The following is an 18,401-nucleotide window of genomic DNA, read 5'->3' as shown; positions in this document are numbered from 1 at the left end:
AACAAATGCGAAGCCATTAAGGTCAAAATAGTGCCGCTTTGTATCGCTCCTCGGTAAACCTGCGCTTAACGTGAAGCAATACAAAGCGAAAACGGTTAAAAACGAGCCATTTTTCGTATATGTATTGTTATCAAAGCCTGTTCGGCATACCAATAAGACTTTACGCTGGTTGCGACAGGAAAAAGCGATATGCAGGATTATCCGTTACTTCTTCAACCTTATAGCCTAACTCGACAACATGCTGGTTAAAGTCATCTCGACTTTCTGGGGCTATATCAAAGCCAGCCAGTACCAAACCTTCTGCTGCGCCGTGGTTACGATAGTGAAATAGCGTAATGTTCCACTGTTCACCTAACGTATTTAAGAAATTCAATAACGCACCCGGGCGCTCCGGAAACTCAAAGCTAAATACTTGCTCGTTGAGTATAGTTGGCGGCCGACCACCAACCATGTGACGAACATGGAGCTTCGCTAACTCGTTATCCGTTAAGTTAACGCAGTCATACCCCTTGCTTTCAAGGTCGCTTTGCAGTGCAGCGAATTCTTGCTGCCCGCCTTTAAGCTTAACCCCAACAAAAATATGTGCTTCGCTCTCACTGGCATAGCGATAGTTAAATTCGGTGATCGCTTTTGCCCCAACGCACTCGCAAAACTGTTTAAACGCACCTTTGGTTTCAGGAATTTTAACCGCAAACACGGCTTCTTTCTGCTCGCCTAACTCACAGCGTTCAGACACGTAGCGCAAGGTATGAAAGTTAATGTTTGCACCACATAAAATACCGCCTAGCTTTTTACCTTTAAGGTCGTGCTGTTTTGCGTATTTACGAATTGCCGCCACCGACAATGCGCCCGCAGGCTCAGCAATAACACGGGTGTCATCGAAAATATCTTTTATAGCCCCGCAGATTTCATCATTGGTAACGGTAATGGTTTCGTCGACTAAACGATTACACAGGCGGAAGGTCTCTTGCCCCATTACTTTAACAGCCACACCATCGGCAAAAATGCCCACGCTTTCAAGTTCTGTTGGCGCGCCTTGCGCTTTTGCTTTAATAAAACAGGCCGACTCTTCTGACTCTACTGCAATAATTTTTATACTTGGCTTTAATTGCTTTAGGTAAACCGCAATACCCGCGGCTAAGCCGCCGCCGCCAACAGCTATAAACAAAATATCAAGATTGGGGTTTTGCTCTAGCAGCTCTCGCGCAACTGTGCCTTGTCCTGCAATAACATCAGGGTCGTCAAAGGGCGGTACAAAAGTATAGCCATGGGTTTCGCACAAAGCTTTGGCGTGGTTACTGGCTTGGTCAAAGCTGGTGCCATGCAATACTACATTTACGTTATCACCACCGAAGCGACGTACTGCATCTACCTTGATATCTGGCGTGGTCTCAGGCATTACAATAGTCGCTTGAATGCCTTTCATCTTTGCGCTGTACGCTAAGCCTTGCGCATGATTACCCGCCGAGGCGCCAATTACGCCAGCTTGCAATTGCTCGTCGCTTAGTGAGCAAATACGGTTATAGGCACCGCGCAGTTTAAAGCTTTTTACCGGCTGCTGATCTTCACGCTTAAGAAAGATTTCGTTGCCAAGTTCTGCCGAAAGCAGAGACATATAGGAAAGCTCGCTTGCTACGGCTACATCGTAAACCGGGGCAAGTAAGATCTTTTTTAAATACTCGTGATCGCTTACGTGTGTTGATGTCATTACAAATTTTCCAGCTTACTGACATCGCGTACTGCACCCTTATCGGCACTGGTTGCTAACGCCGCAAAGGTTTTAAGTGACGTAGAAACTTCGCGTACACGATCTTTCGGTTTCCAAGGCTTATCGCTTGCTTCCATTTTTGCACGGCGCTCGGCAAGTGCTTCATCAGAAATAACAATGTTGATGCTTCTATTAGGGATATCTATTTCAATTTTATCCCCATCTTCAACTAGGCCAATACCGCCACCGCTGGCGGCCTCTGGTGAACAGTGTCCGATAGACAAGCCACTTGTACCGCCACTAAAACGCCCGTCTGTTACCAAGGCGCAGTGTTTGCCTAGGCCTTTCGATTTCAAATACGACGTTGGATACAGCATTTCCTGCATACCTGGCCCACCGCGAGGGCCTTCATAGCGAATAAAGACCACATCACCGGCTTTTACTTCATCGCCCAAGATACCTGCCACCGCGTCGTCTTGGCTTTCGTAAATACGGGCGGTACCATTGAATTTAAGAATAGACTCATCCACACCAGCGGTTTTAACAATGCAGCCATCTTCTGCTAAGTTGCCATAGAGCACCGCTAGGCCGCCTTCTTGGCTAAACGCATTCTCGATGGAGCGGATGCAGCCGTTTTCGCGGTCATCATCAGCCTCATCCCAGCGACAATCTTGGCTAAAGGCTTTAGTAGTACGAATACCCGCAGGGCCCGCACGATAGAAAGTAATTGCGTCTTTATTCTCTGGGTTAGTGATATCCCACTCACTGATAACGTCAGTAAGCGGTTTACCTAAAACATGGTCAACATCGGTGTTAAGCAAGCCCGCTTTATTTAGCTCGTTCAAAATACCCAATACGCCACCCGCACGGTGTACGTCTTCCATGTGGTATTTAGGGGTAGAAGGCGCCACCTTGCATAAGTGAGGCACTTTGCGAGACAGGCGGTCAATATCATCCATAGTGAAAGGCACTTCACCTTCCATTGCTGCCGCCAATAAGTGCAGGATAGTATTGGTTGAGCCGCCCATAGCAATGTCTAAGCTCATGGCATTTTCAAAAGCTTTAAAGTTGGCAATGTTACGTGGCAATACGCTTTCATCATCATCGCCATAATAACGTTTACAAAGCTCTACAATTTGCTTACCGGCTTGCTTAAACAAGCCTTCACGGTCGGCGTGCGTGGCTAGCATAGAGCCGTTGCCCGGCAGCGATAGACCTAACGCTTCGGTTAGACAGTTCATGGAGTTCGCAGTGAACATCCCAGAACACGAACCGCAGGTAGGGCAGGCAGAGCGCTCAATTTCATCGGTATCAGCATCGCTAACTTTGTCGTCAGCCGCCGCGACCATGGCATCAACCAAGTCTAGTTTAATAAGCTGGTCTGAAAGCTTGGTTTTACCCGCTTCCATTGGGCCGCCAGACACAAAAATTACCGGTACGTTCAAGCGCATAGACGCCATTAGCATTCCCGGGGTGATCTTGTCGCAGTTAGAAATACACACGATGGCATCGGCGCAATGTGCGTTCACCATGTATTCCACTGCATCAGCAATGATTTCGCGAGACGGAAGGCTGTACAGCATACCGCTGTGACCCATAGCGATACCGTCATCTACCGCTATAGTGTTAAATTCTTTGGCGACACCACCAGCCTCTTCCACGCTGCGCGCTACTAGCTGACCAAGGTCTTTGAGGTGAACGTGCCCAGGTACAAACTGCGTAAATGAGTTAGCGATAGCAATAATAGGCTTGCCGAAATCAGAATCTTTCATTCCTGTAGCACGCCATAGCGCACGAGCGCCGGCCATATTTCTACCTTGTGTGGTAGTTGCAGAACGTAACTTGGGCATAAATCCTTCCCGTTAATTTAAGGTACTAGGCTTTAATGCTAGACCTTTTATGTGAAACTTAAAAACAGTGGTAAACCAGTAATGCCTTGGCTTGTTTTCCAATACGCGCTGTTTTACTCAAAATTGCATGTCATACTGATGATGTATTAAATCATCTTAGGTCGTTCAAGCGAAGGGCGACAAAGCCTTACTGCTTACAGTTCAGTAGCGCTTTGTTTTATATGATATCTTTGACTTACAATGCCTTATTCTTTTGGCATTATAAAAATGAAATGTTGTTCGTTAGGGGTTATGGCTTTCCCCCTACACACAATGCGCAGTACACAGCGTATTGGTATTGCGCAAAGAAATATCATGAAACACACGGCTTGATCAAGTTTTTTGCGGCAGAAATAGCGAGTTCTTAATAGTAGTAAAAGGGTATAAAGCATGTTCGATTGGTTTCACTGGTTAAACCTAGCAGGCGTTGCCGTGTGTGCAATTTCAGGCACCCTTATGGCATATCAAAAACGCATGGATGGATTTGGCGTGGTGGTCCTCGCCAGTGCTACCGCCATTGGCGGCGGAACACTTCGTGATGTGATGCTAGATGTACCCGTGTTTTGGATTGCTGATACCGATTACTTGTACACCACGCTAATTGCCGCCTTTATTCCCATTGTTTGGCTACGAATTAGCCCTCGCTTCCCGTTTCACTATTTATTAATTGCCGATGCTTTTGGGCTGGCGCTATTTAACGTGGTTGGCATAGAGAAAGCCTTAGCCAACGACACAGGCATGGCAGTGGCAGTTGCAATGGGCACCATTACTGGCGTATTTGGGGGCTTGCTAAGGGACGTTATCTGTCGCGAGGTACCACTGGTACTAAACGGCGAGCTTTATGCGATGACCTGTATTGCTGGCGGTATTGTATATGGCATAGCACTTGAATTTAACCTTGCTACTCAATGGTGCGGAATTGCCGCCCTTGCAACCACCGTATTGTTTAGGCTAGGCGCCATGCGCTGGCATTGGCAGCTACCTGTATTTTATAGCGATCATCATTAGCATGTACTCTTCCTTGCCAAGCAATATAATTAATGGACTCACTCGATGAATATTGGCGATAAATCCCGTCGTTAGTACAGTTACATCTTCGTCCCACTCTCTCTAGAGTTTATGCCTAGCGCGTTGGCTATTTGGCCGCGCCTGAGTTTTGAAATTTCAGTTAGGCAAATAATAAGCGTGTACGAAGAGAGGGTGTTCACAATATGGGAATGGCTGTTGTTAAAACCTTTGCAGGGCAGGGGGTGTCGGCACCAGAGGTAAGTGTAGAAATTCACCTAGCGAATGGTTTACCTGCTTTTCAACTGGTCGGCATGGCAGAAACCAGTGTAAAAGAAGCCCGTGAGCGGGTTCGCAGTGCACTCATTAACAGTGGTTTTGAATTTCCCGCTAAGCGTATAACCGTGAATTTAGCGCCAGCAGATATTCCCAAGTTTGGCGGGCGGTTTGACCTTCCCATTGCCGTAGGTATTTTAGCCGCGTCGGGCTACATATCAGACATCAGCCTACTTAACATTGCCTTTGTGGGCGAGCTTGCGTTAAACGGTGAAATAAAGCCGGTTAACGGGCTAATACCTATAGTCATGGCAGCCGCGAATGAAAATATTGCGCTGGTTTATCCCGGAGATAATGATGTTGAGGCCGCATTGGTTACCCACGCGACACGCTTTCCCGCCTTTGACCTTCTATCTGTTTATGAACATCTTACCGGCAACAAAAAACTCGCTAAAGGCCAGCCATTTTCTTCGCGAGTAACGAATAAAACTCCTTCAGGGTGGGATGACATTATCGGTCAAGAGCAAGCCAAACGAGCCCTGATTATTGCGGCAGGTGGTTCGCATAATTTACTTATGGTAGGGCCTCCAGGCACAGGTAAAAGCTTACTCGCCAGTCGTATGTTGTCGCTATTACCGGATATGAGTGAAGAAGAAGCCTTGGAAGTCGCCGCTATTCATTCCGTAAAAGGTGAAAAACTGCATGCAGAACGGTTTTTAAACCGCCATTTGCGCTCGCCACATCATACGAGCTCGGCTGTAGCGCTTACTGGCGGTGGCTCTAACCCTGTGCCAGGTGAAATATCACTGGCCCACAATGGTATTTTGTTTTTAGACGAACTGCCTGAGTTTGGGCGAAAAGCACTGGACGTATTGCGCGAACCACTTGAAACCGGCGACGTGCATTTGTCTCGCGCTTCAGGAAGTGCAACATACCCTGCTAACTTTCAGTTAGTCGCAGCGATGAACCCAAGCCCGACAGGGGATATTGATGATAACCGATTAACGCCACAGCAGCAGCTCAACTACCTAAACCGTTTGTCTGGACCGCTGCTAGATAGAATCGATATACAAGTCGAGGTACCTCGACTGCCAGACTATGACTTGCCAGAACCTGCCAATCAGCCTGACGACTCATTACACGCAACGCGAGACAGAGTTATTGCCGCACGCCACAAACAAGGGCTACGACAAGGTAAACCCAATGGTGCACTACACGCAGGTGAATTAGCCGATATATGCTTACTTGATGACGCGGATTTACAGTTTCTACAGGCCGCTGCCAAACAGCTTAATTTATCTATGCGTGTATTTCACCGTACGCTAAAAGTAGCTAGAACCATTGCCGATCTTGAAGAAGAAGACGCCGTATCGCGGGCGCACATTGCCGAAGCGCTGGGCTATCGTGCTCTGGATAACCTTATAAAACAGCTTAGTGCCAGCTAAGGGAGTTAAAAACTCTAACTTAGACACGCGCTTGTATGTTGAGCTGCATAAATGCGTTAACAAGCGGTTCGTTTTGCTTGTCTTGGAGACAGCATAAACCAAGTGCGTAAGGCTCGATATCTTCAACAGGTATTTGAGTTACTGCATTGGCCATACTGGAATGATCAAGCACCACTTTAGGTACAAAGCCCACCCCACACTCAAGTGCCACCATACTTACAATGGCTTCATTTCCCCCAACATAGGCATATACGTTAGGGCGAATACCGTGCTCCGCAAACCAGTGATAGGCGGTACGACGGGTTGGGCCGGTTTCAGGCATGATCACTTGGTGTTTGGTCCAGTCTAACTGACTCAGTTGAGTGAGCCGCCATTCCTTTGGTGCAATAAGCACTAAGGGTACGTTATCAAGAGCCGTGAAATGTAAGTCGGTTGGCAGGTCAGGTGTGTAGATAGCAATAGATAAATCACACTGCTTGCTCTTAACTTTTTCTATAGCAAGGGCAGGGTCACCGGTTATAAGTCGTATATCAACGCCGGGGTGCTGTTGTCTAAATTGTCTTAACATTGCGGGCAAATGACTTTGACTAGCGGTAACCGAACAAAATACGCTGAGCTCCCCCTGCAGTGCATCGTTATCTTCTTTTAAATCTATTTTTAATTGCTGCCAATCTGCTAGCGCTTGCTTTGAGAATGACAGCAGCTTGTGCCCACTATGGGTGAGCGCCACTTTGCGGTTGTCACGTTTGAATAGCGTACAGCCTAACTCGTCCTCAAGGCGTTGGATAACCCGGCTTAGCGTAGAAGGCGACACGTACATGGCCTCTGCGGTGACGCCGAAATGTAGGCTGGTAGCTAGGTGATTAAAGAGCTGTAGACTGCGAAAATCCATATACATTTCACTTTATGCAATATTATCTTGCAAATATATCATTTTCCAAAACAAAAGAAATCTTTTAGTCTCATTATCAAGTCGTCATAGACGAGGTCTATCAACGCCAAGGTCGGTGTTTGATATTGACAAAAATGAATGTTGTTCGGAAATTTTTATGGCTAATTATTTCAACACCCTGTCACTTCGCCAGCAGTTAGATCAGCTTGGCCGCTGCCGCTTTATGGCACGCGATGAATTCGCTGACGGTTGTCAGTTTTTAAAAGGCAAGAAAATTGTCATTGTAGGCTGCGGCGCGCAGGGTCTTAACCAAGGCCTGAATATGCGTGACTCAGGGTTAGATGTCTCTTATGCGCTGCGTCAAGCGGCCATTGATGAGCAACGCGACTCTTACAAACGCGCTTCAAGCAATGGATTTACTGTTGGTACATATCAGCAGCTTATTCCAGAAGCTGATGTAGTTTATAACCTGACACCTGATAAGCAGCACGCGAGTGTAGTTGAAGCAGTAATGCCGCTTATGAAAAAAGGGGCAACGTTAGGTTACTCACACGGCTTTAACATTGTTGAAGAAGGCCAGCAAATTCGTAGCGATATCACAGTAATTATGTGTGCGCCGAAAAGCCCAGGGTCTGAAGTACGTGAAGAATATAAGCGTGGCTTTGGTGTACCAACACTAATAGCTGTGCACCCAGAAAACGACCCTGAAGGTAAGGGCTGGGATCAGGCCAAAGCACTTGCTAGTGCAACGGGCGGTGACCGCGCAGGTGTACTTGAGTCATCATTTGTGGCTGAAGTTAAATCTGACCTTATGGGCGAGCAAACCATTTTATGTGGTATGCAGCAAGTTGCAGCAGTACTTGCGTTCGAGAAAATGGTTGATGACGGTATTGACCCAGGATACGCAGGTGCGCTTATTCAGTACGGCCTAGAAGCCATTACTGAAGCACTTAAGATTGGCGGTGTAACTAACATGATGGACCGTCTATCAAACCCTGCAAAAGTGAAAGCGTTTGAGCTTTCTGAGCAGCTAACTGATTTACTTCGTCCGCTATTTGAAAAGCACCAAGACGACATCATCAGCGGTGAGTTCTCTCGCACCATGATGGAAGATTGGGCAAACGGCGATGCGAACCTACTTAAGTGGCGTGAAGAAACCGGTGAAACCGCGTTTGAAAACGCACCAGCTTACGAAGGCGAAATCAGCGAACAAGAATTCTTTGACCACGGCATCTTGCTAGTTGCCATGATCAAGTGTGGTGTTGAAGTTGCGTTTGACGTAATGGTTGAAGCTGGAATTCTGCCGGAGTCTGCGTACTACGAATCACTACATGAAACACCGCTAATTTCTAACACAATCGCACGTAAGCGTTTGTATGAAATGAACGTGGTTATTTCAGACACAGCAGAATACGGAAACTATTTGTTTGCCAACGCAGCAATTCCGATTTTGCGTGAGAAATTTATGCCTACCATTGATACCAGCGTTATCGGTAAGGGTTTAGCAGCTACTTCTAATCAAGTAGAGAACAAACGCCTTGTTGAAATTAACGAAGCCATTCGTTCACACGGTGTGGAATCGGTAGGTAAGACCTTGCGTGGCTACATGACTGACATGAAAGCCATCATAGGATAGGACAGTTTCTGTCGTTAGGTGCTTAACTAAGCCCTCTTGCCCGACCATTTTGGTCGGGCTTTTTTATGCCTGTAATTCAGTAATTCACATCTCTTTTTACAGCGAACTACTTCTCACTCAAAGCGGTTACTGACAAATGCTTATCTCGTTAAGAAACAACCACTTCCCGCACCCGTTCAGCGAAGCGAACTGACACATAAGCCAGTGCAAAAAAGATTAGAAACCCCCAACCTATTGGCATCAAGTTCCCATTTAAAAAACTATCGACTATAAGGGCAACGGGCACCGAGAATAAGCTTGAAAAGCAACCAATAATTGCTGCACCTAAACCAGCCATATCGCCAAGAGGCTGCATTGCCATAGCGTTTAAATTGCCAAACAGAATACCTACAAAGAAAAAGCCAACGAACATAACGGCCACGGTCGGAATTAATGGCGGCAGACCATCGTAAGCAAATAGCAGTGCCAAATACACCACCGCAAAACAATTTACGCCTTTAAGCGCAAATCGACACAGCTTGCGCATGCCGAAGCGCATTACCATTTTTCCGTTAAAGTAAGAGGCAAGACCGATGGAAAAGGCAAGGGTAGCGAAGATATAGGGGAACCATTCACCTACATTGTAAAACACAGTAAAGATGGTTTGTGACGCGCTTAAATACGCCAAAAACGCGCCGAAAATACACCCCATCGCAAAGGTGTAACCCATCACTTCGGGGTGGGTTAGGATAAACTTTGATGATTTGAAAAAGTGTGCGCGCGAGAATTTTCTGCGCTTTGCCCGAGGCAAGGTTTCTCCCTGACGAGAGAAAAACCAGATTCCAGCCATAGTAGCCACTATGAGGAACATAGTGAAAATATGAAACCATGACGTCAATTCCATCACCGTTTGTCCGATGATGGGGGCTAACATGGGCACCAATATAAACACCATCATGATAAACGACATGACTTTTGCCATGGCATCCCCCACGTATAAATCACGAATGATGGCCATTGAAGCTATGCGAGGGCCTGACACGCCGAATGCTTGAATAACCCGCCCCACCAGCATGGTTTCCAGGTTGGTTGCCAACATACACACAAAAGTACCTAAGGCGAAAATACACAAGCCCACTAATATAGTTAAACGACGACCACGGCTGTCTGAAAACGGGCCAAAAAACATTTGTCCAAATGCCATGCCTAAAAAGAAAACGGTTACAATCAAATGGGTTTGATGGGCCTCCTCTACATTTAGAGCTTCACCAATTTGAATGAGTGCGGGCAACATAGCATCTATACTAAGTGCCACTAGCGATGTCATGGTTGCCATTAAGGCAACAAATTCAACAAGGCCAAGGGCGGGCTTTTGCACAATTACAGTATCATCAGATACGCCATTAGATGTCTGGGGCATAAATTCTCGAAAACGAAATAAAGTGGGGAAATTAAAAAGGCGCGAAACAATCGCGCCTTGCATAGTATACCTGAAATATGGTTAAAAAGCCGTCAATTCACACACGCTTGTCGTAAATACTGACACGTTTAACGGGAGCTATTCGGTTGTAAGGTCTGCCGCCATCCTCTCGCCGCTTTTATTTGGTTTCAAATACGCGCCCAAAAATGCATCCATTTCTTTAAAAAACAAATGTCGATTACGCTGAATAGAAAGGTGGTGATCGCCACTTTCAAGTTCTACATACTTAAAGACTTTATCGAGGTCTTCCAATTCGTCAGCCATGTAACGACTGTGAAGAGGTGGAACAATACGGTCTTCTTCGCCATGTACAAGTAAAATAGGTGTCTTGATACTTTCCGCATTGTAATAAGGTGAACGCGCTTCTAGATCATCGTAGTCGTCCCCAATCTGATTTTTAACGAATTCATTGTTCAGGAAACGGCGAGAGTGAATGACGACGTGTTTAAGTGAACTTACGCCGGCAAAACTCACCGCGCATTTAAATAAATCAGGGGTTTTAACCGTTGCCATTAAAGCTGCATATCCACCGTAGCTTGCGCCAACAATGCACATATTATCCTGTTCAGCATAACCTTGTTTAACCATCCAGCCTGCCGCGTCAGTGATGTCGTCTTGCATAGCTAATCCCCAGCCTTTCATTTGGCTTTGCGCAAAACTATAACCATAGCCTCTTGAGCCTCTAAAATTCGGTCTCAACACTGCGTAGCCTTTCGATGTAAAATATGCCGTCCAATAGTCGAAACCACTGAAGTCTCGTGCACCCGGACCGCCATGAGGATGAATAATTGTTGGGAAGGGCCCGTCACCTTTGGGAAGGGTTAAATATGCTTCGATCTTGATGCCGTCTCGGGCTTCATATTCAATGAGTTTATGTTCTGATAATTGTGCAGAGTCAATTTGGCTGTATTGCTGAAACAATACATCGAGCGTGCCTTCCTTACGGTTACCCAGTAAGTAAACACCGGGCAATACGTCCGATTCAGAATAAACGATATAGGTTTGTTCATCATCACTGAAACTGACTAGCGTGTTATCGTAATCGGGGAGCCCAATATCTATACCGTTTTGAAGTGCAACATAGCGCTCATCCCAATAAAAACGACCATCATGACGCACTCCAATAGCATCTCGGGTAACTGGTGAATAGATCAGGCTGCCATCTACGTCGTACCCATCATCGGCATACACTTCAGTTCGCTCATTGGTTTTAAGGTTTAGGGTATAAAGTGCGCGGTAGTCGCCTTTGTAGCCCTTGAAGTATAAGATATTAGGGTCTTTTGCAAAGCCTACAGGGTATTCACCCTTCTCCGTCATAGCGTTATAGGCAAACAAAGTTCGCCATTCATCTTCCTCTTTTAGGAAAACTTCACGCTCACCGCTGTCATAATTGAGTGAGATACCAATACGTACGTTGCTCTGTTGATCGGTAAGCCAATCTCTGATGCGCTTTTTACCGCGCATAATGCGGCTTACGCCTCCTGTGTTAACGTTGACTTTATACACTGAAGGTAAACCTAGCACCTCTGCATCTATTGCTATAAGTACATGATCTGGGTCATCAGGTAGCCAATCGATAACCTCATCTTGAAACTGGGGAATGTGGTTAGGGTTACCGGCCCGGCGCTTAATGCGTTCCCATTCAACCATATTAAACGCGCCGCCCTCGCCATCAAACTTAACGCTAAGTAACCGCGTGTCGTGCACTTTGGTTGTGCCTCGCCGAGTCTCATAACGAGCACTGACCACTAATCGCTCATTATTAACCCAGTGATACCAATTTATTTTGACGCGCTCATTGTCAGAGCGCAGCAGGTAATGCTTCTCTCCCTTTATCAGGTCAAAGGTGGCAAGCATGGCAAAAGCCTCTTCTTGCTCAACATTTTGAACAAAAGCGATTTTCTTTCCATCAGGTGACAATGACGGAGTCCAATAGGTTGGCAGCGAGCTAAACGCTTCGTAGGTAGGCTTACCAACGGAAGGCTCTGCACTCAACGAGGTAGACATAGTAAATAGCAGTAGGGCAATAAATACAGTCAGTGAGACCGTCTTTTTATAAGACATAACATTCCCTTGTAATTTTTTGTTGTTGGCGGAACTTAGCGAATGAGCAATTCTCAAAGCTATGCTAGCTTGAGTATACAAATTCACTCTCTAATGTACAAAAATAAACCTTCCAAGATTTGAAGTATCTACATTAGCGCAAGAATTTGATCTCTCGTCGTACTTTACGAATACAAACTGTAAATGTGGTACTATTAACCATAGATAGAACATGGATTTTACCCTCTAGTGGTAAGCTTCTAAGCCCAGCGTTACCTTAAGGATTTGACCTTTTCATGCCTTCAACTTGGAGCAGGCTTGCCAGTTTGCAAGACCTATTTTTCCGACAATTTGCGCTCAGAATATCCCAAGCAACGTCTTTATTGACTAAAGCTGTATGCTGCACGCTGTTGTGGTTACTGTGCATGGCATCGTTTGCCGAAGAATCAATCACTTATGACATCAAAGGCGTAGACGACTCAAAGCTTCGTAATAATATTCGTCTACATCTAAATGGGCTTGATGTAGAAAAGGCGCTATTGACGGATCCCTATTGGCAAGATGAAGTTGCAGGAGCGGTGGCAACAGCAGTACAGCCTTATGGCTTTTACAATAGTGAAACAAAAGTACGCATACTAGAAGGTGACAAAGTCGCCGTAAATGTTGCGTTAAATGCGCCGCTCACGATAAATAAAGTGACCCGTGAAATTATTGGTGCAGGGCGTGAAGACAAAGCCTTTAGAGAGCGATTTAATTCGTTACAACTTAAAGAAGGCGACGTGCTCAACCAAACCATTTACGAATCGTTTAAATCTTCTATGTTCAGCTACGCGCTATCCAACGGCTATTTTGATTATTTCTGGCAGGCAACTCGCTTGGATTTGGTTCGCGACGAAAAACAAGCGAACGTGCTTTTAATTGCGCAAAGCGGGCCTCAATATCAATTTGGCGAGTTAAAGTTTGTAGGGGATGACAAGGCTAAGGACATTATTGAACGGTTAAAGCCTTTCAAAGCTGGCGATGCCTATTCGTCTGCAGTACTTGGTGATTTCAACCGCAGATTGAATCAATCTGGGTACTTTACTCGGGTTATTGCCCGCCCCGTTGTCAGTGAAGCTGAAGGCTTACTTGTGCCAGTAGAGGTATCACTACTTCATAGACCCACAGATGCATTTAACGTATCAGTGGGTGCCGCCACTGATACAGGTCCAAGGGTTCGCTTGGGCTGGGAACGACCTTGGGTAAACGATAAAGGACATTCGATCTCATCTGATATTTTCATTTCTGAACCCGAACAATCGGTTACCGCCGACTATCGCATTCCCATGAGAAATATAACCCGAGATTACGCCAGCATCGAGGCCGGTTATCAGTTTATTGAATACAGCAACACCTCGTTCGAAAGTGAAACACTATCCCTTTCTGCACACCGCTATTGGCAAGGTGACGATTCTCCGTGGCAGCATGATGGCTCTATTACCTATTTACGGGAAACATACGATCAGGGAGAATTGAGCACGAATACCACATCGCTTGTGCTGCCTGGGTACTCTTTAACCTATCAAGATAAAGATAGTGAGCTTAGTATTACCAACGGTGCTTATCTACAAGTGCTCACTCAAATAGGAAGAGAGGGCTATGGCTCTGACATCGATTTCGCTAAAGCCGTTGTTGAAGCTATGGTTATTCGCACTTTTAATAATGTACATAGAGTTACAATTCGTGGCGAAGTTGGGGCCATTAAAACCAATAGTTTTGATGAAGTACCGACATCACTTCGTTTCTACGCCGGCGGCGATCAAAGTATAAGAGGCTTTGAGTACCGTGAAATCTCACCTACTGCCGAAGTTATCGACCCAGAAACCGGCGAACTTGAAACAGACTCAATCGGTGGAAAGTATTTGTTCACATCAAGTGTGGAGTACGCTTACCAAGTGGCAGATAACTGGCGGGTTGCAGCGTTTATCGATGCGGGAACAGCCACTAACGATACCAGCACAACGCTGACCTACGGCATCGGACCGGGTGTTCACTGGCTTTCCCCTATCGGGCCGGTGAGGTTTTATATCGCTAGAGGTTTTGCGCCTGACGGGAACACTTGGGATTTCCATATAATGCTAGGGCCAGAGCTATGAGAAAACGTACGCTTTCGGCTATTTTACTGTCACCTATTTTTATACTGGTGGGCATATATGCAGTATTAATCAGCCCGCTAGGGGGCCCTACCGTTAAGTTAATGGCCAACGCGCTTGTTGATAAACTTTCTATTGATGCTATTGAAGGCGGATTCGCTGACACCTTAGAAGTGCATAATGTTGCATGGGAAAACCCGCAATGGAAGGTAACGGCACAATATGCCTATATTGATGTAACGTGGCGTTGTTTGTTTGAGCCCAGAGTATGCGTCAACGAGCTAACGCTTGAAAATGCAACGCTTACACAACTATCAAACGCGCCTGAATCGTCGAGTGACACTCCCACAGGAGACCAAGTTGAATTACCGCTGCCTATTGATGTCGGGTATTTAGCACTAACGAATATAAAACTTGCTTTACTTACGACAACAGTAGAAATAGATGAATTAGAGTTAGCAGATTTTGAAGGCAATAGCGCCTTGATACTCGACAGCATAGCCGCGAAAGGAATCCGCATTGCTCTGTTAAACCCAGATGAGGCAGCCAGCTCTTCACCTGTAGCCATAACCAATGCACCGGACACTAATAGTGAGCAATCTGCTCAAAACGCTACTCCAAAGCAAGAACAGGCGTCAAGTACTGAAAGTGCTTTGCCTACGTCATACTCGCTAAGCTACAACGTACCTGAACTACCCAGTATAGCTTCGCCTATTCCCTTGTCTCTTGGCACATTATTGGTAGAAGACCTTCAAATAGCCCAAAAAGGCAATAAACAGCACATTTCTCTCATATCCGTATTGGACGCCCACTTCAAAGGCGCCGATGTTGCAATTGAAGATTTGGCAATTGTGCATGAACAGGGGGAAATAAAAGGTAAAGCAACAGCCTCGCTCAATGGAAACTACCCGTTGGATGTCGCGGTTACCGCCAAAACGAAGCTCGGCGATGCTCCGCAAGAAGTGAACATAACCGCCGCAGGTGCGTTGGACGACCTAACGCTGTCTGTTATTGCCAAAGGGGCGGTTACCGCAAACGCTAATCTCATGGCGAACATACTAGACAGTAACCTTCCTATAGAATTCACTGCGAACTGGCAAGAGCAAGCTGTACCCACCATGGAAAATACCACGCTAAAAGAAGGACAGTTAACGCTTGCAGGCACCATGGGCGACTACGTGCTTAAAGGAGCTGGTGCTGCTACCTTGCCCGATATTGGGAATGTGCCGGTGTCGTTAGATGTGGTGCTGAAAAAGAACAATATCTTTGTTAATCAAGCCAATATTAACGCGTTGGAAGGCAGCTTAACCAACACGGGTACACTATATCTTAACGAAAGCATTGCATGGGAAGGTAAGACAACGCTTAAAAACGTGTCAGGTAGACAGTTCAGTGCTTATGCCCCGGAGAAAATTAACGGGCAGATCGACAGCATCTTGCAATATTCTGAGCGCGGCGGCTTACATATGAGCCTAAGAGATATGACGGTATCAGGCGTGCTTCAAAACAAACCGCTGCAAGTAAAAGGGAATGCTGTTTATGCCGGCCCCAGTGATTTATTTGTAACTAATATTAATGTTACGCAAGAAAATGAGCAGGAAAGAAATACTATCCGCGCCGTCGCTCAAGTGCTTAATAAACGTCATTTAAATGCTGATATTGCAATTAGTGTTAATGCTGTTTCAAGCCTATACCCAGAAATAACCGGCGGGATAAATGGTAAGATAAATGCCACCGGTCCCTGGCAGAACCCTAGCGCAAACGGAACCCTAGCCCTCTCTAATATTGCCATCTCGCCTAATCTAAACGCTGCCGCAGCCCAGCAAGGGCCGTTAAATGGCGAAATTGCAATCAATGGAACCTATCGCGATCACACAGCAAAACTAGACATGGCAGTGCCCAACAACAAGATCGCGCTTTCACTCAAAGGTGCATGGACCAATAACCATTGGGTTGGTGAAATCAGCGATACCGCATTAAAACTCGCTAATATGCAATGGACATTATCAAGCTCGTTTAGTCTAGACATTGGCACCACACCGGTAACGGCCAAAATAGGCCAACATTGCTGGTCCTCTAGAAAGGAAGGGGAGCTGTGTATTTCAAATGTGAATTATCAGGAAGATAAAGCCAGTTGGGACATAAGCGCTACTTCACTACCGATTGGGTTATGGGCGAATGAATTAGCACCCACCGTTGTTTCAAGCCCTTCGCAAGCAACGCTCACGGTAAAAACCAAGGGCAGTTATTCACCAAAAGATCCGATAGATGCGACGTTTTCCGCTTCAATGAGCGCCGCCCCGTGGCAACTAGGGGAAACACGGCCCCTTACACTTACGATTAATTCCATAGAAACTAACGGAAAAATCAAGCAAGGTCAGCTAACGTCGACATCCTTAATCTCTAGTCAAGACATTGGCGATGCAACGCTTTCTTTAAATACCCGCCCGTTTGATGAGCGCATACCACTAGAGGGCAAGTTAGTGATGGAAGGGCTCAACGTTGCGCCTTTTAAACCGCTTTCCCCGGCGATTAGAACCCTGACAGGAAAGCTTAATGGAGATATTAGGCTAAGTGGTTATGTTGACGACCCGGCGCTTAATGGTGAATTAGCCATTTCAAATGGTGCTATTGATATACAAGATACCCCCGTAACATTGGCAGATTGGAATCAAAAAGTGGTACTTGATGGCCAGACCGCAGCACTAGACGGTGCGTTTGTGCTGGGTGGAGGGAAAGGAGCGCTTAAGGGCAATATAGACTGGTCGTCTGACCCAAGCGCGACATTCAATTTAAAAGGGAATGGCTTCGAAATTCGTCAGCCAAATATCCGGCTCAAGGTATCTCCGAATATTGATATAGCGGCCACAAAAGAAAAGGTTGATGTTACCGGCGAAGTGAATATTCCGTGGGCGCAAATTGAAATAGAGTCGCTCCCTGAAAGCGCTGTTTCGCCTTCAAAAGACGTGCACCTACGAGGCGAACCCGATAGAGAAGATCCGCTAGATATCGTTCACGCGTCGGTGCTAGTTAACATTGATAAAAACAAAACCGAAGAAGTGAAGCTTGAGGCGTTTGGACTAACCGCAAGCTTATATGGCGGAATTCGTGTGAACACCCAGCCAGCACTTGTGGGTTACGGCGACCTTCAAATACTAAACGGGCGCTACAGTGCTTATGGGCAACAGTTAATTATTCAAACCGGTGAAGTGCAGTTCAACGGCCCCATCGACCAGCCTTTGTTGCTAGTTGAAGCCATCCGCGACCCCGCTAAAACCGATGACGACGTTATTGCGGGAATTCGTATTGACGGTGCAGCCGACTCGCCAAGTATTAACCTATTTTCAGAGCCAGCTATGGATCAGCAGGGCGTACTGTCGTACTTGCTTACTGGCTCAGGGCCAAACTCGGGAACACAAGATCCTAATTACGCTGCACTGCTATTAGGCTTTGGCTTGTCGAACACCAAAACCCTCACAGGGCAAGTCGGCAGCGCCTTGGGGATAGATGATTTTAGCCTAAGCACCAACGAAAACATGTTGTCGGTTACAGGGCAAATTAATGAGCGACTATCAGTGGAGTACAATGTCGATGTTGGTTTAAGTAACAATGATGCCAACAGCACGCTACGTCGCAGACAGCTTCCACCTGATTTGGCACTGAAATATCAGTTATTACCTAGCCTATATTTAGAGGCAATCCAAACCACATTGGAAGACCAGTCAGAGTTTGCGTTAGACCTTTATTATGAGTTTTTCTTGGGCGATAAAAGAACTCGTAAAGGTGATAACGGTGTTGAAGACAGTGATGATACTGATGAGGTTGATAACAATTCAGAGTCACCACAAGAAAGTAACGCTGAAACCTCAAGCTCCAGCAAAGACAACTAAATCATGAGCGTAATGAAGCACCCTCT

General features: G+C 46.1%; 10 protein-coding genes. 5 read left to right on the top strand and 5 right to left on the bottom strand.

What is annotated here, in order from left to right; all coding sequences use genetic code 11:
- Nucleotides 1–160 precede the first annotated feature (160 nt).
- A complete protein-coding gene (ilvA, locus tag ACXAER_RS10435; protein WP_474828994.1) occupies nucleotides 161–1,708 on the bottom strand; it encodes a threonine ammonia-lyase, biosynthetic in 1,548 nt (515 codons plus the stop codon).
- Entirely contained in the window at nucleotides 1,708–3,558 is a 1,851-nt protein-coding gene (ilvD, locus tag ACXAER_RS10430; RefSeq protein WP_474828992.1) for a dihydroxy-acid dehydratase, read from the bottom strand. The genes ilvA and ilvD overlap by 1 nt, the downstream gene beginning before the upstream one ends.
- A 429-nt stretch (nucleotides 3,559–3,987) precedes the next feature.
- On the opposite strand from ilvD, the gene ACXAER_RS10425 reads away from it, so the two are divergent.
- A complete protein-coding gene (locus ACXAER_RS10425) occupies nucleotides 3,988–4,605 on the top strand; it encodes a trimeric intracellular cation channel family protein (protein ID WP_474828990.1) in 618 nt (205 codons plus the stop codon).
- 203 nt (nucleotides 4,606–4,808) lie between these two features.
- The gene (locus tag ACXAER_RS10420; RefSeq protein ID WP_474828988.1) at nucleotides 4,809–6,323 is read left to right on the top strand and encodes a YifB family Mg chelatase-like AAA ATPase; all 1,515 of its coding nucleotides are present in this window, start codon (nucleotides 4,809–4,811) and stop codon (nucleotides 6,321–6,323) included.
- A gap of 19 nt (nucleotides 6,324–6,342) precedes the next feature.
- Here ACXAER_RS10420 and ilvY read toward each other — a convergent pair whose 3' ends face one another.
- Nucleotides 6,343–7,215: an HTH-type transcriptional activator IlvY gene (gene ilvY / locus ACXAER_RS10415; RefSeq protein ID WP_474828986.1), complete on the bottom strand. Its 873-nt coding sequence runs from the start codon at nucleotides 7,213–7,215 to the stop codon at nucleotides 6,343–6,345.
- Between the two features lie 157 nt (nucleotides 7,216–7,372).
- On the opposite strand from ilvY, the gene ilvC reads away from it, so the two are divergent.
- Nucleotides 7,373–8,851, top strand: a complete 1,479-nt coding sequence (ilvC, locus tag ACXAER_RS10410; RefSeq protein WP_474828984.1) for a ketol-acid reductoisomerase — start codon at nucleotides 7,373–7,375, stop codon at nucleotides 8,849–8,851.
- A 148-nt stretch (nucleotides 8,852–8,999) separates the two neighbouring features.
- Here the strand turns inward: ilvC and ACXAER_RS10405 are convergent, their stop codons facing one another.
- Complete coding sequence (locus tag ACXAER_RS10405; RefSeq protein ID WP_474828982.1) at nucleotides 9,000–10,250, bottom strand: multidrug effflux MFS transporter; 1,251 nt, start codon at nucleotides 10,248–10,250, stop codon at nucleotides 9,000–9,002.
- Between the two features lie 138 nt (nucleotides 10,251–10,388).
- Entirely contained in the window at nucleotides 10,389–12,374 is a 1,986-nt protein-coding gene (locus tag ACXAER_RS10400) for an alpha/beta hydrolase family protein (RefSeq protein WP_474828980.1), read from the bottom strand.
- Nucleotides 12,375–12,649: 275 nt separating this feature from the next.
- On the opposite strand from ACXAER_RS10400, the gene ACXAER_RS10395 reads away from it, so the two are divergent.
- Both ACXAER_RS10395 and ACXAER_RS10390 read left to right on the top strand, forming a co-directional pair.
- Nucleotides 12,650–14,488, top strand: a complete 1,839-nt coding sequence (locus ACXAER_RS10395) for an autotransporter assembly complex protein TamA (protein WP_474828978.1) — start codon at nucleotides 12,650–12,652, stop codon at nucleotides 14,486–14,488.
- The gene (locus ACXAER_RS10390) at nucleotides 14,485–18,375 is read left to right on the top strand and encodes a translocation/assembly module TamB domain-containing protein (RefSeq protein WP_474828976.1); all 3,891 of its coding nucleotides are present in this window, start codon (nucleotides 14,485–14,487) and stop codon (nucleotides 18,373–18,375) included. Before ACXAER_RS10395 ends, ACXAER_RS10390 begins: the two co-directional genes overlap by 4 nt.
- Nucleotides 18,376–18,401: the final 26 nt, after the last annotated feature.

This window comes from Alteromonas sp. AWJ4_199 (assembly GCF_056159165.1).
This window is presented reverse-complemented; position numbering and strand designations above follow the sequence as displayed.